The following is a 21,042-nucleotide window of genomic DNA, read 5'->3' on the forward strand; positions in this document are numbered from 1 at the left end:
CCAGGCGGGGCTTTTCAGTGGCTTGTGGAATCAGACGAGAGGTTTGGTCTCGTGTTCTTTTTCCTGGGCCTGTTCGTGTTGCTCTACGGCGTCCTGCACGGAGCGCGGTGCTTCGTGGATGACCGACTCAGCTGGCTCGGCAGCAGCTTCTACAGCCGGGGCAGGGGCTGCCTCGACCACTTCAGCAACAACCGGGGCTGGTTCGGCAGCGGCAACCACTTCAGCGGGTGCGGCAGCGGCGGCCAGTTCGGCTTCCTTCTGCAGGCGCTCGGCTTCACGCTTGCGACGACGCACTTCACGCGGGTCGTTCGGTGCACGGCCACTAGGGGTCAAGGCGCTGACAGGGGCAGTTTCAGCCACTGGAGCAGGCGCTTCAACCACCGCTGGCGCTTCAACTACCGGCGCTGGCTCGGCAGCGACAACAACCGGCTCGGAGACCACTTCTGGCGCCACTCCGGCTTCAGCGACTGGCGCTGGAGCCTCGACGACGGCTGGCTCGGACACCCAGTTGAACGCCGTTTGCTCTTCGCGGACTTCACGAACGGTCTCAGTCACGGTTTCAGCGACAGTTTCAACAGCAGGCTCTGCAACAACCGCAGGCGCTTCGGCGACTACAGCAGGCTCGGCAGCCGCTTCAACTTCAGGGCGTGCTTCACGAACCGGCGCCACTTCGATTTCTGGCGAAGCGGTGACTTCGACCGGAGTACTGGCTTCAACGACCGGCGCTTCAACTGGAGCTGTTTCCAGAGCGGCGGTGGCGCGTTCGGCTTGCTCGTTGGCCTGTGCTTCGGCCGGAGCGCTGATCACGGAGCTGGCAACGGCTGCGGTCACAGCCAGGCCTGCGGCCAGATCGGCGCTGCTTGGCGCTTCAGCGTTTTCGCCGTTTTCGGATTCTTCCGAACCTTCGATCACGTTGCCGTTGGCATCACGCTGGCGCTCACGACGGTTGCTGCGACGACGCTGACCACGGGAGCGGCGGCGTGGGCGATCGCCTTCGGCGCCGTCCTGACCGTCTTCCTGCAGTTGCTCTTCGTTGGTTGGCAGCTCTTCTTCAGCGACTGCAGCAGCGGCTTGCTCGGCACGTGGCTGGCGTTCTTCACGCGGTGGGCGTGGAGCGCGTTCTTCACGTGGCTGACGGGCAGGACGTTCTTCGGCGGTAGCAGTGGCGGCCGGAGCAGCATCCAGTGGCTCACGCAGTTCGCGTACACGTTCTTCACGCTCGCCACGTGGCTTGCGGTCTTCACGTGGGGCACGTGGCGCACGTTCTTCACGCGGTGGGCGTGGTGCGCGTTCTTCGCGGGCTACCGCTGGGGTTTCTTCGCGTACTTCACGGACTTCGCGAGCTTCGCGTGGCTGGCGCTCTTCGCGTGGCTCACGTGGTGCGCGCTCTTCACGCGGTGCACGTTCTTCACGTGGCTTGCGTTCTTCATCGCGGCGACCGTTACGGTTGCGGCTCTGTTGACGACCGTTGCGACGTTCTTCGTTACGGGCAGGACGCTCGGCGGCCGGTTTTTCAACGACGACCGGCGCGGCAGGCTCTTCCTTGGTGGCGAACAGGCTGACCAGCGACTTCACCAGGCCTTTGAACAGGCTCGGCTCTGGCGCAGCGACCGGTGCGGCAACAGGCGCCACGACTTCAGTCGGGACCGGAGCATTGGCACGCGCTGGTGCAGTCTTGACCGCGGCTTCCTGGCGAACGAGGGTGCGGGTCGCAGCGGCTGGCTGGACTTCTTCCACTTCGGCAGCGGCAGCAGCGATTTCGTAGCTGGACTGGTTGGTGGCGGCTTCCGGGCTGTCATCGCGCAGACGCTGAACTTCGAAGTGCGGCGTTTCGAGGTGATCGTTCGGCAGAATGACGATGCGGGCGCGGGTGCGCAGTTCGATCTTGGTGATCGAGTTGCGTTTTTCGTTGAGCAGGAACGCGGCTACCGGGATTGGCACCTGGGCGCGAACTTCGGCGGTGCGGTCTTTCAGGGCTTCTTCTTCGATCAGGCGCAGGATGGCCAGCGACAGCGATTCAACATCACGGATGATGCCGGTGCCGTTGCAGCGTGGGCAAACGATGCCGCTGCTTTCACCCAGGGACGGACGCAGGCGCTGACGGGACATTTCCAGCAGGCCGAAGCGCGAGATGCGACCGACTTGCACGCGGGCGCGGTCGGCTTCCAGGCATTCGCGGACTTTCTCTTCCACGGCGCGCTGGTTCTTGGCAGGGGTCATGTCGATGAAGTCGATGACGATCAGACCGCCGATGTCACGCAGGCGCAACTGACGGGCGATTTCTTCGGCGGCTTCAAGGTTGGTCTGCAGGGCGGTTTCTTCGATGTCGCTGCCTTTGGTGGCGCGCGCCGAGTTGATGTCGATGGACACCAGGGCTTCGGTCGGGTCGATAACGATGGAGCCACCGGAAGGCAGTTCGACGACGCGCTGGAAGGCGGTCTCGATCTGGCTTTCGATCTGGAAACGGTTGAACAGCGGAACGCTGTCTTCGTACAGCTTGATCTTGCTGGCGTACTGCGGCATGACCTGGCGGATGAAGGTCAGGGCTTCGTCCTGGGCTTCAACGCTGTCGATCAGCACTTCGCCGATGTCCTGGCGCAGGTAGTCGCGGATCGCGCGGATGATCACGTTGCTTTCCTGGTAGATCAGGAATGGCGCGGAACGATCCAGCGAGGCTTCCTTGATGGCGGTCCAGAGCTGCAGCAGGTAATCGAGGTCCCACTGCATTTCTTCGCTGCTGCGGCCCAGGCCGGCCGTGCGCACGATCAGACCCATGTCGGCCGGGGCAACCAGGCCGTTCAGGGCTTCGCGCAGTTCGTTGCGCTCTTCGCCTTCGATGCGACGGGAGATGCCGCCGGCACGCGGGTTGTTCGGCATCAGCACCAGATAACGACCGGCCAGGCTGATGAAGGTGGTCAGGGCGGCGCCCTTGTTGCCACGTTCTTCTTTTTCGACCTGAACGATGACTTCCTGGCCTTCGCTCAGGACGTCCTTGATGTTGACGCGGCCTTCGGGGGCTTTCTTGAAGTATTCGCGGGAGATTTCTTTGAGTGGCAGGAAGCCGTGGCGCTCAGAGCCGAAATCGACAAAGGCAGCTTCAAGGCTTGGTTCGATGCGAGTGATCCGGCCTTTATAGATGTTGGCTTTCTTCTGCTCGCGTGCACCGGATTCGATGTCCAGGTCGTAGAGGCGTTGGCCATCTACCAGTGCAACACGCAACTCTTCGGGTTGAGTTGCGTTAATCAGCATTCTTTTCATGTAGTACCGTCGGTTTCCGGGCTGCCGGAAACGGCGTTCGGCACACACGACTTCTCACGGTCGGTGTCAGGTGCGTCGGGAGTGGTTGGCCATTCCCGTGTCCAGCGATGTCCGGCCAATGTGGGCCTGCATCGCGACGTACGCGTCCTGCTTGCTGTGGCTACTTAAGCACTCAGTCAGGAGGAGGAATCAACCGGCGGCTGTGGACGAGATGAAGCGTCTTGATAAAGCCTATTGCTACACAGTCCAGCGGTTGTGCATCTCCACCCTACACGTATCCCTGATAATTCGGGTGCTGCCGCGCGCAGAATCCGCAGCGGGTTGGCATTTACCGTGAGCTCCGAAAGGGGAGGTCACGCATCATGGCTAATTTAGGCGTTGTTTCCGAAGCGATCGCTCGGGGTCATTCGCAGCTGACTGCACTTTGTGAACTGGCCGTGAATATGAGCTCGCGTAGCGAGTGAAAACTCTGCTTCGCGGCGTGATTCAGGCCTCATGTCACCTGCGCTCGTTACACCTGCAAACTCCACCGTTACGTAGCGAAAGCCCCGTAGGACGGCCTCGCGTCCTGGTGAATTGCGTTGGTCAGGGTCGGTTTTTGACCGTTGGTCCGCTGTCCAGGCCGCTTTTGGCGGCGTTCGCGACTATAGCAGTAATGATTAAGTGCTTCAATTCCATAAAAAATTGATATCATCCGCGCCATGACGACTACTGCCCCCCCGACTCCAGGCGTACAACTGCTTGAGGTCTCGCCGGAATATGCCGGCCAACGTATTGACAACTTCCTTCTCGCTCGGCTCAAAGGCGTGCCCAAGACCTTGATTTACCGCATTTTGCGCAAAGGCGAAGTGCGGGTGAACAAGGGGCGGATCAAGCCTGAATACAAGCTGCAGGCGGGCGACATCGTGCGCGTGCCGCCGGTTCGCGTGCCTGAACGGGACGAGCCGGTGCCTCTGGCTCAAGGTCTGTTGCAGCGGCTCGAAGCTTCGATTGTCTATGAAGACAAGGCGCTGATCGTGATCAACAAGCCCTGCGGCATTGCCGTTCACGGTGGCAGCGGTTTGAATTACGGGGTGATCGAAGCCTTTCGTCAGTTGCGTCCCGATTGCAAGGAGCTCGAGCTGGTTCACCGACTCGACCGTGACACCTCCGGCCTGCTGATGATCGCCAAAAAGCGCAGCATGCTGCGTCACTTGCACACGGCCTTGCGCGGCGATGGCGTCGACAAGCGCTACATGGCCCTGGTTCGCGGCAATTGGGCATCCTCGATCAAGCAGGTTCGCGCGGCGCTGGGCAAGAGCAATCTGCGCTCCGGCGAGCGTATGGTCGAAGTCGATGAGGAGGAGGGCAAGGAATCGGTGACCGTGTTCAAGGTCCTGCGTCGTTTCGGCGACTTTGCCACCCTGGTTGAAGCGAAGCCGATCACGGGCCGCACTCACCAGATACGTGTCCATACCTTGCATGCCGGTCACTGCATTGCCGGCGATACCAAATATGGCGATGACGATTTCAGTAAGGAAATTCGCGATCTGGGCGGCAAGCGGCTGTTCCTGCACGCCTACATGCTGACCGTGCCGTTGCCCGATGGTGGCGAGCTGAAACTGCAGGCGCCGGTCGACGAGATGTGGGCCAAAACCGTGGAGCGCCTGAGTGCACCCATCTGATTACAAACTGTTGATCTTCGATTGGGATGGCACGTTGGCCGATTCCATTGGTCGGATTGTCGAGGCGATGCATGTCGCTTCCGAGCGATCGGGTTTTGAGTTGCGCGATGATTTTGCCGTCAAGGGCATCATCGGTCTGGGGTTGCCAGAGGCGATCCGGACCCTGTATCCCGACATTGGCGATGCCGAGCTGGTGGCGTTTCGTCAGCACTATGCAGACCACTACGTCGCGTCCGAGGCGGTGCCTTCGCCGTTGTTCGAGGGTGTCGTCGAGTCGCTCGAGGCTTTCAGGGCCGAGGGTTACCATCTGGCAGTCGCCACGGGCAAGGCGCGTCGCGGGCTGGATCGTGTGCTGAAGTCCCACGGCTGGGAGGATTACTTCGACATCACCCGTGCTGCGGATGAAACCGCCAGCAAGCCGCATCCGCTGATGCTCGAGCAAATCCTGGCACACTGCGAGGTCCGCCCGGAGCAGGCGCTGATGGTCGGTGACTCGTCCTTCGATTTGCAGATGGCGCGCAATGCCGGGATGGATTCGGTGGCCGTCAGCTACGGTGCTCAGTCGATCGAAGCGCTGAAGTTGTTCGAGCCACGGCTGGCCATTGATCGCTTTACAGAATTGCATGCCTGGCTGAGTCAGCAGGCTTAATACGTTTTTGCTGGGGTAGATGGCATGACCGACGAATGGAAGGCGCCCGCCAAGTCGAGCGCAGACAGCGGTGACGAAAAAAGCTGGAAGCTGCTGGAAAAGACTCTGCTGGCGAGTGTGCAGGAACAGCGTCGCTCCCGCCGCTGGGGGATTTTCTTCAAGCTGCTGACGTTTGTTTACCTGTTTGTCGCGTTGGCCTTGTTCTCGCCGTTGATGGACATGGAGAAGGCTGCCACCCGCAGCGGTACCTATACGGCGCTGATCGATGTGACCGGCATGATCGCCGACAAGGAGCCGGCCAGCGCCGACAATATCGTCGGCAGCCTGCGAGCCGCTTTCGAGGACACCAAGGTCAAGGGCGTTATCCTGCGTATCAACAGCCCTGGCGGCAGCCCGGTGCAGTCGGGCTATGTCTATGACGAGATTCGTCGTCTGCGTGGTCTGCACCCGGATACCAAGCTGTACGCGGTGATTTCCGATCTCGGCGCTTCCGGCGCTTACTACATCGCCAGTGCCGCCGATCAGATTTATGCCGACAAGGCGAGTCTGGTGGGCTCTATCGGTGTGACAGCTGCCGGTTACGGCTTTGTCGGGACCATGGAGAAGCTGGGCGTCGAGCGCCGCACTTATACGTCTGGCGAGCACAAGTCGTTTCTTGATCCTTTCCAGCCGCAGAAGCCTGAAGAGACGGCGTTCTGGCAAGGCGTGCTCGACACCACGCACAAGCAGTTCATCAATAGCGTCAAGCAGGGACGTGGTGATCGCCTGAAGGACAAGGAGCATCCGGAGTTGTTCTCCGGTCTGGTCTGGAGCGGTGAGCAGGCGCTGCCGCTGGGGTTGATCGATGGTCTGGGCAATGCCAGCTCGGTCGCCCGTGATGTGATTGGCGAAAAGGAACTGGTGGATTTCACCGTTCAGGAATCGCCGTTCGATCGCTTTTCGAAAAAGCTGGGTGCCAGTGTGGCTGAGCACCTGGCGATGTGGATGGGGTTCAGCGGTCCGTCATTGCGTTGATTTCAGGGCTGTAAAAAAGCCGGCCTTCGTGGCCGGTTTTTTTTTGAGGGGTTAAAGGGCTGCGGCACTCAGGGGATTTCGACTCCTTCGGCCAACAGCATGTCGACCAGGCGAATCAGCGGCAGGCCGACCAGGCTGGTGGCGTCAGGGCCGTCGGTGCTCTGGAACAGGCTGACCCCCAGCCCTTCCGCTTTGAAGCTGCCAGCGCAGTCATAGGGTTGTTCGGCGCGCAGGTAGCGTTCGATGCGGGCGTTGTCGAGTTCGCGCATGTGCACCGTGAACGGTACGCAGTCGACCTGGCAATGGCCGGTTTTGCTGTTCAGTACGGCGAGGCCTGTAAGGAATGTCACGCTGGCATCACTGGCGGCCAGCAGTTGTTCCCGGGCTTTTTCGAAGGTATGGGGCTTGCCGATGATCCGGTCGCCAAGCACCGCGACCTGGTCGGAGCCAATGATCAGATGAGCGGCATGGCTGGCGGCCAGCGCCCGGGCCTTCTCCTCGGCGAGGCGTTTGACCAGATCAACGGCAGATTCGCCTGGGCTGTGGCTTTCATCGATATCAGGCGAGCTGCAGATGAACGGCAGGCGCAGGCGGGCCAGCAATTCCCGGCGATAGACAGAGCTGGAAGCGAGTAATAAAGGCAGCATGCACATCTCCAAAGGCAGGCGTGGATTCTAGCGGAGCGTTGCAAGTGACGGACAGGGCTGAATTTCCTTTGACATGGGCGGGGGCATCCCTATAATGCTGCGCCTATGTTGAATGACCCGATTCCACCTCACGTTGACCCGCGCAAATTGGCTGACCGTGGCACCACCCTTCAAGGTGAAATGCTGCTGGCCGATTTGGAGAGACTCTGCGACCCGCTTTCCGACAATGTCGGTACGGTGCAGGCTAAATTCGTTTTTGAACGAGATGAACGTAAATCTGTGGTGATTCACAGCTTTATCGACACTGAAGTCAAAATGGTTTGCCAGCGTTGTCTTGAGCTGGTCACCCTGCCGATCCATAGCGAATGCAGTTATGCTGTGGTGAAGGAGGGTGCGAATACCCAGTCGTTGCCGAAAGGTTATGACGTGCTGGAACTGGGCGAAGATCCATTGGATCTGCAGTCACTGATCGAGGAGGAGCTTCTGCTCGCCTTGCCCATTGTGCCTGCTCATCATCCGGAAGAATGCCAGCAGCCGGCGGGAGCAGATGAGCCCGAACCGAGCGAGGACGAGGTAACGCGGTCCAACCCGTTCAGTGTATTGGCGCAGTTAAAGCGTGACCCAAACGTTTAGGAGTTAATCAATTATGGCTGTTCAGCAGAACAAAAAATCCCGCTCTGCCCGTGACATGCGCCGTTCGCACGACGCTCTCGAGGCTAGCACCCTGTCTGTAGAAAAAACCACCGGTGAAGTTCACCTGCGTCACCACGTATCGCCAGAAGGCGTATACCGTGGCCGTAAAGTGATCGACAAGGGCGCTGACGAGTAATCACTTGTCCGCTCAAGTCATCGCGATTGACGCAATGGGCGGGGACTTCGGTTCCCGCAGCATTGTCCAGGCCAGTATCGCTTGCCTGTCTGCTACCCCCTCGCTGCACCTGACCCTCGTCGGTCAACCCTCCTTACTTGAAGAATTGATCGCTGGCCAATCGGCCGTGGATCGCGCGCGCCTGTCGATAACGCCGGCTTCAGAAGTCATCACCATGGATGAAAAGCCTTCGCAGGCCCTGCGCGGCAAGCCTGATTCATCCATGCGCGTGGCACTGGAGTTGTTGCGCGACGGCAAGGTCCAGGCCTGTGTCAGTGCCGGCAATACCGGGGCGTTGATGGCGCTGTCGCGATTCGTGCTCAAGACGTTGCCAGGCATCGACAGGCCGGCGATGGTCGCGGCGATCCCGACGCAAAAGGGCTATTGCCAGTTGCTCGACCTGGGCGCCAACGTCGATTGCAGCGCCGAGCATCTGTTGCAGTTTGCAGTCATGGGCTCGGTCGCCGCTGAAACCCTTGGCATTGTCCGTCCCCGTGTAGCCTTGCTCAATATCGGCACCGAAGACATCAAGGGCAATCAGCAGGTCAAGCTGGCCGCCACTTTGTTGCAGGCGGCCCGAGGCATCAACTACATAGGCTTTGTCGAGGGTGATGGTCTGTACCGCGGCGAGGCGGATGTAGTGGTGTGTGACGGCTTTGTCGGCAATATCCTGCTCAAGTCCAGCGAGGGTCTGGCCACCATGATTGCCGGACGAATCGAGGCATTGTTCAAGAAAAGCCTGCCGTCGCGCATGGTTGGCGCATTGGCCTTGCCGCTGATGAAACGATTGCAGGCCGATCTGGCACCGGCGCGGCATAACGGTGCGAGCTTCCTCGGATTGCAGGGCATTGTCGTGAAAAGCCATGGTTCTGCCGGGGTGCAGGGCTTTCAGAGTGCGATTTCCCGTGCCTTGATCGAGATACAGGAAAACCTCCCGGAACGTATTCACGGTCGTCTGGAGGATTTGTTGCTTTAGGCGTTTTCGTCGGACAATGCTTAAATGTGACCGCTCAGTTCAATGGGCCATCCAACTGTCAGTTTCTTGTGTCCCCACTGCGGGACACCAATTCTCCGACGACAAGATCATTAGGGGCTTGTTACATGTCTGCTTCCCTCGCATTCGTCTTTCCGGGACAGGGTTCGCAGTCCCTCGGCATGCTGGCCGAGTTGGGCGCGCAACATCCGATTGTCCTCGAAACCTTCAAAGAAGCTTCTGATGCCCTGGGCTATGACCTGTGGGCTCTGACCCAGCAAGGGCCGGAAGAGCAACTCAATCAAACCGATAAAACCCAACCTGCCATTCTGACGGCCTCTATCGCCCTGTGGCGCCTGTGGCTGGCGCAAGGCGGTGCGCGTCCGGCGTACGTTGCCGGTCACAGCCTGGGTGAATATAGCGCGCTGGTCGCGGCCGGCAGCCTGAGCCTGGGCGACGCGGTGAAGCTGGTCGAGACCCGTGGCAAGCTGATGCAAGAGGCTGTTCCGGCCGGGCAGGGCGGCATGGCCGCGATCCTCGGTCTGGAAGACGCCGACGTGCTGGCCGCCTGTGCCGAAGCGGCGCAAGGCGAAGTGGTCAGCGCGGTCAACTTCAACTCCCCGGGCCAGGTGGTGATCGCCGGTGCCAAGGCTGCGGTCGAGCGTGCCATCGAGGGCTGCAAGTCCCGTGGTGCGAAGCGCGCCATGCCGTTGCCGGTCAGCGTACCGTCCCATTGCGAGCTGATGCGTCCGGCCGCCGAGCGTTTCGCCGAATCGATCGCCGCCATCGACTGGCAAGTGCCACAGATTCCTGTCGTACAGAACGTCAGCGCCGAAGTGCCCGCGGATCTGGAAACCCTCAAGCGTGATCTGCTCGAGCAGCTCTACAAGCCAGTACGCTGGGTCGAGTCGGTCCAGGCGCTGGCCGCCAAGGGCGCGACCAGCCTGGTCGAATGCGGCCCGGGCAAAGTGCTTGCCGGCCTGAACAAACGCTGCGCCGATGGCGTATCGACATCCAACCTCAATACCCCAGATGCTTTCGCTGCCGCACGCGCAGCGCTGGCCTGAATCAGGAGAAGCTTGCATGAGTCTGCAAGGTAAAGTTGCACTGGTTACCGGTGCCAGCCGCGGTATCGGCCAGGCTATCGCCCTGGAACTGGGTCGTCAGGGTGCCATCGTTGTCGGCACCGCGACCTCGGCCTCGGGTGCAGAGCGCATCGCCGCCACCCTGAAGGAAAACGGCATTCAGGGCACCGGCCTTGAACTCAACGTCACCAGCGACGAGTCCGTTGCGGCGGTGCTGGCGAGCATTCAGGAGCAGTTCGGTGCGCCGGCGATCCTGGTCAACAATGCCGGTATCACCCGCGATAACCTGATGATGCGCATGAAAGACGACGAGTGGCATGACGTTGTCGATACCAACCTGAACAGTCTGTTCCGCCTGTCCAAGGGCGTTTTGCGCGGCATGACCAAGGCCCGCTGGGGACGAATTATCAGTATTGGCTCGGTTGTGGGTGCCATGGGCAACGCAGGCCAAGTAAACTACGCTGCCGCCAAGGCCGGCCTGGAAGGTTTCAGCCGTGCTCTGGCGCGTGAAGTCGGTTCGCGTTCGATTACGGTAAACTCGGTGACCCCAGGGTTCATCGACACCGATATGACCCGCGAACTGCCCGAGGCACAGCGTGAAGCCTTGCAGACGCAAATTCCGCTGGGCCGTCTGGGTCAAGCTCAAGAGATCGCGTCTGTGGTCGCTTTTCTTGCATCCGACGGTGCGGCTTACGTGACTGGGGCTACAATCCCGGTGAACGGCGGGATGTACATGTAGGTTAAATGTGACGGATTGCTTCAAAAAAATGTCATACGAGCTGTCTAAAATCCGTTATAAAGCTGCAATCTATTTATAGGCAGAGGGCTGCAGGGTTTGAGGAGTGAAGCTTTCAGTTGAAAAACTGAAAAGGCTTTCTATACACTTACCCACTGGCCAGCTGCCTGAATTTGTCCATTAGGAGTGAAAACAAGGTATGAGCACCATCGAAGAGCGCGTCAAGAAAATCGTTGCCGAGCAACTGGGCGTTAAAGAAGAAGAAGTGGTCAACACCGCTTCCTTCGTTGAAGACCTGGGTGCTGACTCCCTTGACACCGTTGAGCTGGTGATGGCTCTGGAAGAGGAATTCGAGACCGAAATCCCTGACGAAGAAGCTGAAAAGATCACTACTGTACAAGCTGCAATCGACTACGTTACTACGCACCAGGCGTAATAGTTTGTAATCGTTGCTCGCTGTCATGGAAAAACCGCACTGCCTATGGCGTGCGGTTTTTTCTTTAGGCCTGATGCAAAGTCGTCATTTGAAAAAAGGAGAGTGCTGTGTCGCGTAGACGCGTCGTAGTCACCGGTATGGGTATGTTGTCGCCACTGGGCACGGATGTGCCAAGCAGTTGGCAGGGCATTCTGGCTGGCCGCAGTGGCATTGGTCTGATCGAACACACCGACCTTTCTGCCTATTCCACCCGTTTTGGCGGCTCGGTAAAGGGCTTCAATGTCGAGGAATACCTGTCGGTCAAGGAAGCTCGCAAACTCGACCTGTTCATTCAGTACGGTCTGGCCGCAGGCTTTCAGGCAGTACGCAACGCCGGTCTGGAAGTCACCGACGCCAACCGTGAGCGCATCGGCGTGGCCATGGGGTCGGGTATTGGCGGTCTGACCAATATCGAAGAAACCAGCCGCACGCTGCACGAGACCGGTCCACGACGGATTTCTCCGTTTTTCGTACCCGGCTCGATCATCAATATGATTTCCGGTTTCCTGTCCATCCATCTGGGTGCACAGGGGCCTAACTACGCCATTGCCACAGCCTGTACCACCGGTACGCACTGCATTGGCATGGCGGCGCGCAACATCATGTACGACGAAGCCGACGTAATGATTGCCGGCGGCGCCGAGATGGCTGCCTGCGGTCTGGGCATGGGTGGCTTCGGTGCCTCCCGCGCACTGTCGACCCGCAACGACGAGCCGACCCGCGCCAGCCGTCCATGGGACAAGGGCCGTGACGGCTTCGTGCTGTCCGATGGCGCCGGTGCGCTGGTTCTGGAGGAGCTGGAGCATGCCAAGGCCCGTGGCGCCACCATCTATGCCGAGCTGATCGGCTTCGGCACCAGTGGCGACGCCTACCACATGACTTCGCCACCGGCCGATGGTGCGGGCGCTGCCCGTTGCATCACCAATGCGCTGCGCGACGCGAAGATCAATGGCGATCAAGTGCAATACATCAACGCCCACGGCACCTCGACCCCGGCCGGCGACCTCGCTGAAGCCCAGGCGATCAAGTCGGTGTTCGGCGATCACGCCTACAAGCTGGCGGTCAGCTCCACCAAGTCCATGACCGGTCACCTGTTGGGTGCGGCAGGCGCGGTGGAGGCAATCTTCAGCGTGCTGGCGATCAACAGCCAGGTCGCGCCGCCGACCATCAACCTCGATGAGCCGGATGAAGGCTGCGATCTCGATTTTGTGCCGCACACTGCGCGCCAAATGGATATCGATGTGGTCCTGTCCAACTCCTTCGGTTTTGGCGGCACCAACGGCTCGCTGGTGTTCCGTCGGTTCGCAGGCTGATGGACACCTGGGTCGACGGTCAACCAGCTGACGCGCTGTCGCTGAAGGATCGCGGCCTGGCGTACGGCGACGGACTTTTCGAGACCATCGCCGTGCGTGACGGCTTTCCGATACTGTTGGATCGGCACCTGATGCGTTTGGCCAGGGGCTGCCAGCGGTTGGCGCTCAACCTCGATCATGAGGCGGTGGTCGAGGAGCTAATGACCTACGCCGCTGAACTGGAAGAGGGCGTGCTCAAACTGATCGTGACCCGCGGCGACAGCCTGCGAGGCTACGCATTTGACCCCTCGGCCCAGGCTCGTCGTATCCTGTCGGGTAATCCTCCTGCGGCATACCCGGTCGCCCATCGGGTGCAAGGCATTCGCCTGTTCCCCTGCACCACGCGACTTTCCATCCAGCCGCTGCTCGCCGGTCTCAAGCACTTGAACCGCCTGGAGCAAGTGATGGCCCGCGCCGAATGGCAAGACAGCGACCATGCCGAAGGCTTGATGCTCGATCAGCAAGGACGAGTGATTGAAGGTGTGTTCAGTAACCTGTTCCTGGTGCGCGATGGCGGGTTGATCACCGCGGATCTGACGCGTTGTGGCGTGGAAGGCGTGATGCGTGCCGAATTATTGTTTCAAGCCGAGTCTCTGGGCATTCCCACGCACGTCACTGATATCACCCTCGAACAGCTGCAGCAGGCCGATGAAGTCTTTGTCTGCAACAGTGTGTATGGCGTGTGGCCGGTGCATGCCTATGCTGCAACTCGCTGGCCGGTTGGCCCGCTCACCCGTAAACTCCAAACCATTGCCCACGCGCTACTGGATGCTTGATACGTGAGACGTAAATTCTTGCTGCTGCTGGAAACCGGACTGGTTCTGGCGGGGCTGATGTTGGGCGCTTCGGCCTGGAAAATTCATTCGGCGCTGGTGCAGCCGCTGAACATCACCCAGGAAGAACTGCTGGACGTACCCAAGGGCACCACGCCCAATCGCACCTTCCTGCGACTCGAAGCCGACGGCCTCATCAAAGACTCCTTCTGGTTGCGCGTTTACTGGCGCTTCAATCTGCCCAGGCAACCCCTGCACAGCGGTGAGTACCGCATGCTGCCCGGCATGACCGTCGAAGGTCTGATCGATCTGTGGAAGCGTGGGGAAATGGTCCAGTACAGCGTGACCCTGGTCGAAGGCTGGAATTTCCGGCAGGTCCGCGCTGCCCTGGCCAAGGAAGAGAAGCTGGAACACACCCTCGATACGTTGAGCGACAGCCAGGTCATGGACAGGCTCGGTCATCCCGGGATGTTCCCTGAAGGGCGTTTCTTCCCGGACACCTACCGCTTCGTGCGGGGCATGAGCGATGCCGAGCTGCTGAAAACCGCCTACGAGCGTCTCGAGGACGTCCTGGCCAAGGAGTGGAGCCAGCGCGCCGCTGATGCTCCGTATACCGAACCCTATCAAGCCTTGATCATGGCCTCGCTGGTGGAGAAGGAAACGGGCGTGCCTCAGGAGCGTGGGCAGATTGCCGGGGTATTCGTGCGGCGCATGGCGATCGGCATGCTCTTGCAGACCGATCCGACGGTCATCTATGGCCTGGGTGATCGCTACAGCGGCAAATTGACCCGCGCGCACCTCAAAGAACCGACGCCCTACAACACCTATGTGATCGCTGGCCTGCCGCCGACCCCGATTGCGATGGTCGGTCGCGAGGCCATTCACGCCGCGCTCAATCCAATGGCCGGCAACAGCCTTTACTTCGTGGCGCGGGGAGATGGCAGTCACGTGTTCTCCGATGACCTGGACGCCCACAACAACGCCGTGCGCGAATTCCAGCTCAAGCGTCGCGCTGACTATCGTTCCAGCCCTGCGCCGGTCAATGGCACCGAGGCTGCACAGGCCCCGGCTGCCGACCCGCAAGCGCCGGATGCTCAGGCCCGGCCGGATGAGGCACCGATCCCGGCAGCTTCGCCCAATCCCGCGCCCGACGTTCTGCCGCCGGTACAGCCGCAAGCGCCGGCGCCTGCACCCGAGCCGGAACCGAACGCATCGCAAAGCCCGCAATGACTCTGACTAAGGACTGCCTGTGACTGGCTTGTTTATTACCCTGGAAGGCCCGGAAGGCGCCGGCAAGAGCACCAACCGCGAATACCTCGCCGAGCGCCTGCGCGCCGCGGGTATCGAGGTCGTGCTGACGCGCGAGCCGGGTGGCACGCCATTGGCCGAACGCATCCGCGAGGTGTTGCTGGCGCCGGTCGATGAGGTGATGAATGCCGATACCGAATTGTTGTTGGTGTTCGCCGCTCGCGCCCAGCATCTGGCCGAGGTGATTCGCCCGGCATTGGCCCGTGGCGCGGTGGTCCTGTGCGACCGTTTTACCGACTCGACCTACGCCTATCAGGGCGGTGGCCGCGGCCTGTCACTGGAGCGTATCGAGGCTCTGGAAGCTTTCGTTCAGGGCGATCTGCGGCCTGACCTGACGTTGATTTTCGACCTGCCGGTGGAAGTGGGCCTGGCCCGCGCCAGCGCCCGTGGACGCCTGGATCGATTCGAGCTCGAGGGCCGGACCTTTTTCGATGCGGTGCGCAGGGCCTTTCTCAAGCGCGCGGCGGCCGAGCCTGTGCGCTATGAGCTGATCGACGCGGCACAACCACTGGCCCAGGTTCAGCAATCGCTGGATGCCCTGTTGCCACGCCTGCTGGAGTTGGCCCGTGGCTGAAGCCTATCCCTGGCAGGACAGCCTCTGGCAGCAACTGGCAGGTCGTACCCAGCACGCCCACGCCTATCTGCTGCATGGCCCGGCCGGGATCGGCAAGCGGGCGTTGGCCGAGCGTCTGATGGCCCTCCTGCTGTGCCAGCGCCCTGTCGCGCAAAACGCCTGTGGTGAATGCAAGTCCTGCCTGCTGCTCAAGGCCGGCAGTCATCCCGACAACTACATTCTGGAACCGGAAGAAGCCGACAAGGCGATCAAGGTCGATCAGGTTCGCGACCTGGTCAGCTTCGTGGTGCAGACCGCGCAGTTGGGCGGGCGTAAGGTGGTGCTGATCGAGCCGGTCGAGTCGATGAACATCAACGCCGCCAACGCGCTGCTCAAGAGCCTTGAAGAGCCCTCCGGCGACACGGTGCTGCTGCTGGTCAGCCATCAACCCAGCCGCCTGTTGCCAACCATCAAGAGCCGGTGCGTGCAGCAGGCTTGCCCGCTGCCGAGCGAGGCCATGAGCCTGGCGTGGCTGGCCAAATCATTGCCGGACTGCTCGGAAGACGAGCGCGTCGAGCTGCTGACCCTGGCCGCCGGTTCGCCGCTGGCCGCCGTCAACCTGCAGGCCCAGGGGGTGCGTGAGCAGCGGGCACTGGTGGTCGACGGCGTAAAGAAACTGCTCAAGCAGCAACAATCGCCAACGCAGCTGGCTGAAGGCTGGAATGCGATTCCGTTGCTGCTGCTGTTCGACTGGTTCTGCGACTGGTCGAGCCTGATCCTGCGCTATCAACTCACTCAGGATGAAGAAGGGTTGGGCCTGACGGACATGCGCAAGGTCGTTCAGTACCTGGCGCAGAAAACCGCCCAGGACAAAGTCCTCGCCATTCAGGACTGGATCCTCGCCCAGCGCCAGAAAGTATTGAGCAAGGCCAACCTCAACCGGGTGTTGTTGCTTGAGGCATTACTGGTGCAATGGGCATCGTTGCCTACCCAGAGATAGCCGTCTGGGCCTAGACTCTGGGAAACAGCAGGGGAGGTCAGCATGAATGAATCTGTCAGTCCGGGGCCACGCAACGGGATTTTGTCCCTGACCATCAAGGACAAATCCGTGCTTTACGCGGCCTACATGCCGTTCATCAAGAATGGCGGCCTGTTCATCCCGACCAACAAGAGCTACAGGTTGGGCGATGAGGTGTTCATGTTGCTGCACTTGTTCGACGAGCCGGAAAAGATCCCGGTGGCCGGCAAAGTCACCTGGATCACCCCCAAAGGTGCCCAGGGCAACCGCGCCGCCGGGGTCGGCGTGCAGTTCAATGACGGCGACAACACTGCGCGCAGTCGCATCGAAACCCATCTGGCCGGAGCCCTGAAGTCCGACCGTCCTACTCATACGATGTAAGTTGCAGTCCTTTTATGCTCGTAGATTCCCATTGCCACCTTGATCGCCTCGACCTCGCCGCCCACGACGGCTCCCTGGATGCCGCACTCGATGCGGCGCGTCAGCGCGGGGTAGGGCACTTTCTGTGTATCGGTGTCAGCGCCGACAATGCCGCCGACGTCAAAGCCCTGGCCGAGCGTTATGACGATGTCGACTGCTCGGTGGGCGTGCATCCGCTGGATGTACAGCCCGGTGCGGCACCGGCGCTGGACTGGCTGCTGCATGAACTCAATCACCCGCGTGTGGTGGCGATCGGCGAAACCGGCCTGGACTACCACTACGAGCCCGAAGCGGCCCAGTTGCAGCAGGCGTCCTTCAGGCTGCATCTGGAGGCCGCGCAGCACACCGGCAAACCGGTGATCATCCACACCCGTGGCGCCCGCGCCGATACCCTGAACCTGCTGCGTGAGGCGGCGTTGCCCCAGGCCGGCGTGCTGCATTGCTTCACCGAGGACTGGGACATGGCCAAGGCCGCGCTGGACATGGGGTATTACATTTCCTTGTCTGGCATCGTCACCTTCCGCAATGCCGATGCGCTGCGCGATGTGGCGAGCAAGGTGCCAGCCGATCGATTGCTGGTGGAAACCGATTCGCCGTACCTGGCACCGATTCCGCATCGTGGCAAACCGAACCTGCCGCAGTATGTGCGGGAAGTGGCAGAGTTTCTGGCGATGTTGCGCGGTGAGTCCTACGAGCGCTTTGCCGAGCAGACCACGGAAAACTTCAAGCGTCTGTTCCCGCTGGCTCATGTGAAGGTTTAAATCGCAGGCAAAAAAAACCCGGGTTCTGGGGGGTGAATCCGGGTTAAGACCATTAGGAGTAAAACAATGGTACGCGGTCCGTTGGTACCAATATCGGCGTAGCACTTGGGGGAGATGCCCCGCCGACAGTTCAAGTATTGATCAGTATTTCAGCCAGTCCAGTTTGTCAGCCGCCGTTTTTAAACAAATTTGGAATACGGCCGCTTCAGAAGAGTTCTCATCAACCGCCGACCGTGCAGGAAATACTCAAGAAACACAGATATGGTCGGATGATCCGTGCATTTTTGCGTAATTTAGGCATAATACGCGGCTTCGAATTTTGACCCCTACAGACCTTTTCTTATGCATAAAGAACCTCGTAAGGTCCGTGAGTTTCGTCGCCGCGAGCAAGAAATTCTCGATACCGCGCTCAAGCTGTTCCTCGAACAAGGTGAAGACAGTGTCACCGTCGAGATGATTGCTGATGCCGTCGGTATCGGCAAAGGCACAATCTACAAACACTTCAAGTCCAAGGCCGAGATCTACTTGCGCCTGATGCTCGACTACGAGCGCGATTTGAACGAGCTGTTGCATTCGGCCGACGTCGACAAGGACAAGGAAGCCCTGTCCCGCGCCTATTTCGAATTCCGCATGCGCGATCCACAACGTTATCGCTTGTTCGATCGCCTGGAAGAAAAGGTCGTCAAGGGCAATCAGGTTCCGGAGATGATCGAGGAGCTGCACAAGATCCGCGCCTCCAACTTCGAACGCCTGACCCTGCTGATCAAGGGCCGGATCAGCGAAGGCAAGCTTGAAGACGTACCGCCATACTTCCACTACTGCGCATCCTGGGCATTGGTGCACGGTGCCGTGGCGCTGTATCACTCGCCGTTCTGGAGCAATGTGCTGGAAGATCAGGAAGGCTTCTTCCAGTTCCTGATGGACATCGGCGTACGCATGGGCAACAAGCGCAAACGCGACACCGACACTCCGAGCAGCTGAGTCATTCAGCTGCCTGATTTCGCCATGATTTAGCTACATGGCGAAGTGCCGCAGGAATATACTCAGGTATGGGACTTGCTAAAACTTGAATTGTGAGTCAAGTTTTAGCGATCCAAACAGTCTTCCGCCGGAGTCATCATGATCGTCGACCGTCAAGGCAGGCGTTTTCGCAACTTGCGTGTCAGCCTGACCTCAGCCTGCAACTACGCCTGTACCTACTGCGTGCCCAACGGCAAGCGGCTGGTGGCGGCGCAGGATGAGCTGTCGGCCGAGGCCATGGCTCGCGGCGTGGCCTATCTGATCGAAGCCGCCGGCATCGAGCGTTTGCGCATCACCGGTGGCGAGCCGCTGGTCAGCCCTAAACTCGAAACCTTCATGACCGCAGTCGGGCAGATGGGCCTGGAAGACATCAGCCTCACCACCAACGGCCAATTGTTGGCCAAAAAGCTGCCACTTCTGGTCAATGCCGGCATTCGGCGCATCAACGTTTCCCTCGATACCCTGGACGCCAGTGCGTTTCGCAGCATTGCCCGTGGCGGCGATCTGGCGACGGTGCTCGATGGCATGGAACAGGCCCGCGCAGCCGGTATGAAGATCAAGGTCAACATGGTGCCGCTGCGCGGTCAAAACCTCGACCAGGTAATGCCGCTGCTGGATTACTGCCTGGAGCGCGGCTATGAACTGCGCTTCATTGAACTGATGCGCATGGGCCACCTGGCCAGTGACTCCAACGCCTTCCTGCAACAGTTCGTCAGCCTTCAACAGCTGCTGAGCCTGATCGGTGAGCGCCACGAATACCTGCAAGCCAATGCGCCGGTCGATGCCACGGCAGTGCGCTATGAGATTCCGGGGCGCGGGTATTTCGGCGTGATCGCCAACGAAAGTGTGCCGTTCTGCCGGACCTGTTCGCGCTTGCGCCTGTCCTCTACCGGATGGCTGCATGGCTGCCTGTCATCGAGCAACCGTCACTACGTCGGTGATCTGCTGGACAAGCCGCGTCATCAGGCACTGCCTGCGCTACAGCGCCTGCTGGTGAAAGCCTTGGGCGACAAACAGGAAGTGGCGTTCTCCGGCGGCGCGACCGTCATGAAAATCATCGGCGGCTGATCTGGCCTTTGTGGCGAGGGGGCAAGCTCCATCGCCACAAAGGCAGCGCTATCAATCTGGAAATAACCCTGTTCTCAGGACTGGCGCAAAAGCTGCATCCCACGGCCATTCGCCGGTTTTCCGACACCGGCCACTGGAGGATAGGATGCGTAGCCTGGTTTTGCTGCTGGCCGTTTTGGCGCTTGGCGGCTGCATGAATGTCAGCGATATGGCCGAAGGGACTCGCTATCACATGAGCGACGCGGGTCTGCTGGATCACAGCGACAGCCGCCGTGTGAACAATCTGCGCATTCAGCCAGACTCGTTCGTCTACATCGCCCAAGGCGCCTTCGCGCCGCCGGGCAGCGCCGTTTACCCACGTCCCAATGTCATTGCCGAAGTCGCCTTCGACGGTTTCATCGAATACTTCCCGATGGTCCGCCGCGCGCGGGCGCCGGAAGGCCTGGACCAGGCCATGAGTGAAGCCCGTTCCGCCGGTGCTCATTACCTGCTCTACACCCGGTTCGCCAAGTCCGATGATCGCATCGGCAACTCGGACGAATGGCTGGATCAAGAGGCCGTGGATCGCCTGGGCGTCGACACCGGCGTGATTCAGATCATGTTGATCGAGACCAGCACCCAGTATTTGATTGATACTGCGCGTATCAAGAGTCGTGGCGGTTTACTGACGTTCCACGACGAAAAGCCAGAAGACCTGATGGGCCCGCCGCTTGAGCAATACGCTCGCAGCCTGCTGGGGCTCAGCGACCAGTAATCCAAGGAGAACGCCATGAGTGGCCCGCAAAAAGCCAACGACCTGCTGGGGCAAATCCCCAAGACCAAAGGCTTGCCGCCGGTCCACCTGTGGAACCCGGATTTCTGCGGCGATATCGACATGCGCATCGCCCGCGACGGCACCTGGTACTACCTGGGTACGCCGATCGGGCGCAAGCCGATGGTCAAGCTGTTCTCCACCATCATCCGCCGCGACGGCGACGATTATTTCCTCATCACCCCGGTCGAAAAGGTCGGCATCAAGGTCGACGACGCACCCTTCGTGGCGATTGCCGTCGAGGTGGAAGGCGAGGGCGACAGCCAGGTCCTGCGCTTTACCACCAACGTCGAGGAGACCACCGAAGCCGGCGCCGAACACCCGATTCGCGTGATGATTGATCCCGACACCCAGGAACCTGCGCCTTATGTGCACGTGCGCACCAACCTCGAAGCGTTGATCCACCGCAATGTGTTCTACCAACTGGTGGAGCTGGCGGTGAGCCGTGAGATCGACGGCCAACGCTGGTTGGGCGTGTGGAGCGGCGGCGAATTCTTCCCCATCGGCCTCGAACCCGACGCATAACCTTTGTGGGAGCGGGCTTGCTCGCGAAAGCGGTGTATCAGTCACCATGATGATCGACTGACAC

At 60.3% G+C, this 21,042-nt stretch carries 22 protein-coding genes; 20 read left to right on the forward strand and 2 right to left on the reverse strand.

Annotated features, from left to right (window positions below):
* Positions 1 to 30: 30 nt before the first annotated feature.
* Positions 31 to 3,258, reverse strand: a complete 3,228-nt coding sequence (rne, locus tag B0W55_RS16620) for a ribonuclease E (RefSeq protein WP_077047026.1) — start codon at positions 3,256 to 3,258, stop codon at positions 31 to 33.
* A gap of 701 nt (positions 3,259 to 3,959) precedes the next feature.
* Here rne and rluC point away from each other — a divergent pair.
* The 3 genes from rluC to B0W55_RS16640 are packed head-to-tail and all read left to right on the forward strand — an operon-like array spanning position 3,960 to position 6,585.
* Positions 3,960 to 4,922: a 23S rRNA pseudouridine(955/2504/2580) synthase RluC gene (rluC, locus tag B0W55_RS16630; RefSeq protein WP_077047028.1), complete on the forward strand. Its 963-nt coding sequence runs from the start codon at positions 3,960 to 3,962 to the stop codon at positions 4,920 to 4,922.
* The gene (locus tag B0W55_RS16635) at positions 4,909 to 5,571 is read left to right on the forward strand and encodes an HAD-IA family hydrolase (RefSeq protein ID WP_077047029.1); all 663 of its coding nucleotides are present in this window, start codon (positions 4,909 to 4,911) and stop codon (positions 5,569 to 5,571) included. Before rluC ends, B0W55_RS16635 begins: the two co-directional genes overlap by 14 nt.
* A gap of 24 nt (positions 5,572 to 5,595) precedes the next feature.
* On the forward strand, positions 5,596 to 6,585 hold the full coding sequence (locus B0W55_RS16640) for a S49 family peptidase (RefSeq protein WP_077047030.1): 990 nt from the start codon (positions 5,596 to 5,598) through the stop codon (positions 6,583 to 6,585).
* 68 nt (positions 6,586 to 6,653) lie between these two features.
* Here the strand turns inward: B0W55_RS16640 and B0W55_RS16645 are convergent, their stop codons facing one another.
* On the reverse strand, positions 6,654 to 7,232 hold the full coding sequence (locus B0W55_RS16645; RefSeq protein ID WP_077047031.1) for a nucleoside triphosphate pyrophosphatase: 579 nt from the start codon (positions 7,230 to 7,232) through the stop codon (positions 6,654 to 6,656).
* Positions 7,233 to 7,337: 105 nt separating this feature from the next.
* On the opposite strand from B0W55_RS16645, the gene B0W55_RS16650 reads away from it, so the two are divergent.
* The 17 genes from B0W55_RS16650 (at position 7,338) to B0W55_RS16730 (ending at position 20,978) form a co-directional block, all read left to right on the forward strand.
* Positions 7,338 to 7,865 (forward strand): YceD family protein, encoded by a 528-nt coding sequence (locus B0W55_RS16650; RefSeq protein WP_007942001.1) that lies wholly within the window; start codon positions 7,338 to 7,340, stop codon positions 7,863 to 7,865.
* Between the two features lie 13 nt (positions 7,866 to 7,878).
* On the forward strand, positions 7,879 to 8,061 hold the full coding sequence (rpmF, locus tag B0W55_RS16655) for a 50S ribosomal protein L32 (protein ID WP_003179396.1): 183 nt from the start codon (positions 7,879 to 7,881) through the stop codon (positions 8,059 to 8,061).
* Between the two features lie 4 nt (positions 8,062 to 8,065).
* Positions 8,066 to 9,076, forward strand: a complete 1,011-nt coding sequence (gene plsX, locus B0W55_RS16660; protein ID WP_077047032.1) for a phosphate acyltransferase PlsX — start codon at positions 8,066 to 8,068, stop codon at positions 9,074 to 9,076.
* A gap of 125 nt (positions 9,077 to 9,201) precedes the next feature.
* Positions 9,202 to 10,140, forward strand: a complete 939-nt coding sequence (fabD, locus tag B0W55_RS16665) for an ACP S-malonyltransferase (RefSeq protein ID WP_077047033.1) — start codon at positions 9,202 to 9,204, stop codon at positions 10,138 to 10,140.
* 16 nt (positions 10,141 to 10,156) lie between these two features.
* Positions 10,157 to 10,897 (forward strand): 3-oxoacyl-ACP reductase FabG, encoded by a 741-nt coding sequence (gene fabG / locus B0W55_RS16670; protein ID WP_077047034.1) that lies wholly within the window; start codon positions 10,157 to 10,159, stop codon positions 10,895 to 10,897.
* A gap of 196 nt (positions 10,898 to 11,093) precedes the next feature.
* Positions 11,094 to 11,330 carry an acyl carrier protein gene (acpP, locus tag B0W55_RS16675; RefSeq protein WP_077047035.1) on the forward strand — a complete coding sequence of 79 codons (237 nt, stop codon included), beginning with the start codon at positions 11,094 to 11,096 and terminating at the stop codon, positions 11,328 to 11,330.
* Between the two features lie 107 nt (positions 11,331 to 11,437).
* Positions 11,438 to 12,682: a beta-ketoacyl-ACP synthase II gene (fabF, locus tag B0W55_RS16680; protein WP_077047036.1), complete on the forward strand. Its 1,245-nt coding sequence runs from the start codon at positions 11,438 to 11,440 to the stop codon at positions 12,680 to 12,682.
* The gene (gene pabC, locus B0W55_RS16685; protein ID WP_077047037.1) at positions 12,682 to 13,497 is read left to right on the forward strand and encodes an aminodeoxychorismate lyase; all 816 of its coding nucleotides are present in this window, start codon (positions 12,682 to 12,684) and stop codon (positions 13,495 to 13,497) included. The genes fabF and pabC overlap by 1 nt, the downstream gene beginning before the upstream one ends.
* A gap of 3 nt (positions 13,498 to 13,500) precedes the next feature.
* Positions 13,501 to 14,724: an endolytic transglycosylase MltG gene (gene mltG / locus B0W55_RS16690; protein ID WP_077047038.1), complete on the forward strand. Its 1,224-nt coding sequence runs from the start codon at positions 13,501 to 13,503 to the stop codon at positions 14,722 to 14,724.
* 19 nt (positions 14,725 to 14,743) lie between these two features.
* Positions 14,744 to 15,376 carry a dTMP kinase gene (tmk, locus tag B0W55_RS16695; protein ID WP_077047039.1) on the forward strand — a complete coding sequence of 211 codons (633 nt, stop codon included), beginning with the start codon at positions 14,744 to 14,746 and terminating at the stop codon, positions 15,374 to 15,376.
* Positions 15,369 to 16,355: a DNA polymerase III subunit delta' gene (locus B0W55_RS16700; RefSeq protein WP_077047040.1), complete on the forward strand. Its 987-nt coding sequence runs from the start codon at positions 15,369 to 15,371 to the stop codon at positions 16,353 to 16,355. Before tmk ends, B0W55_RS16700 begins: the two co-directional genes overlap by 8 nt.
* 42 nt (positions 16,356 to 16,397) lie before the next feature.
* Positions 16,398 to 16,754 carry a PilZ domain-containing protein gene (locus B0W55_RS16705; RefSeq protein ID WP_077047041.1) on the forward strand — a complete coding sequence of 119 codons (357 nt, stop codon included), beginning with the start codon at positions 16,398 to 16,400 and terminating at the stop codon, positions 16,752 to 16,754.
* A 14-nt stretch (positions 16,755 to 16,768) separates the two neighbouring features.
* The gene (locus tag B0W55_RS16710; RefSeq protein ID WP_077047042.1) at positions 16,769 to 17,554 is read left to right on the forward strand and encodes a TatD family hydrolase; all 786 of its coding nucleotides are present in this window, start codon (positions 16,769 to 16,771) and stop codon (positions 17,552 to 17,554) included.
* Between the two features lie 342 nt (positions 17,555 to 17,896).
* Positions 17,897 to 18,535, forward strand: a complete 639-nt coding sequence (locus B0W55_RS16715; RefSeq protein WP_034149949.1) for a TetR/AcrR family transcriptional regulator — start codon at positions 17,897 to 17,899, stop codon at positions 18,533 to 18,535.
* Positions 18,536 to 18,673: 138 nt separating this feature from the next.
* Positions 18,674 to 19,642 carry a GTP 3',8-cyclase MoaA gene (locus B0W55_RS16720; RefSeq protein ID WP_077047043.1) on the forward strand — a complete coding sequence of 323 codons (969 nt, stop codon included), beginning with the start codon at positions 18,674 to 18,676 and terminating at the stop codon, positions 19,640 to 19,642.
* 145 nt (positions 19,643 to 19,787) lie between these two features.
* Positions 19,788 to 20,396, forward strand: coding sequence for a DUF4823 domain-containing protein (locus B0W55_RS16725; protein ID WP_077047044.1), 609 nt, complete (start codon positions 19,788 to 19,790; stop codon positions 20,394 to 20,396).
* Between the two features lie 15 nt (positions 20,397 to 20,411).
* Complete coding sequence (locus tag B0W55_RS16730) at positions 20,412 to 20,978, forward strand: DUF1285 domain-containing protein (protein ID WP_077047045.1); 567 nt, start codon at positions 20,412 to 20,414, stop codon at positions 20,976 to 20,978.
* The last annotated feature ends 64 nt before the right edge of the window (positions 20,979 to 21,042 follow it).

The sequence above is a fragment of the Pseudomonas sp. KK4 genome (assembly GCF_001984065.1).
GTDB lineage: Bacteria > Pseudomonadota > Gammaproteobacteria > Pseudomonadales > Pseudomonadaceae > Aquipseudomonas.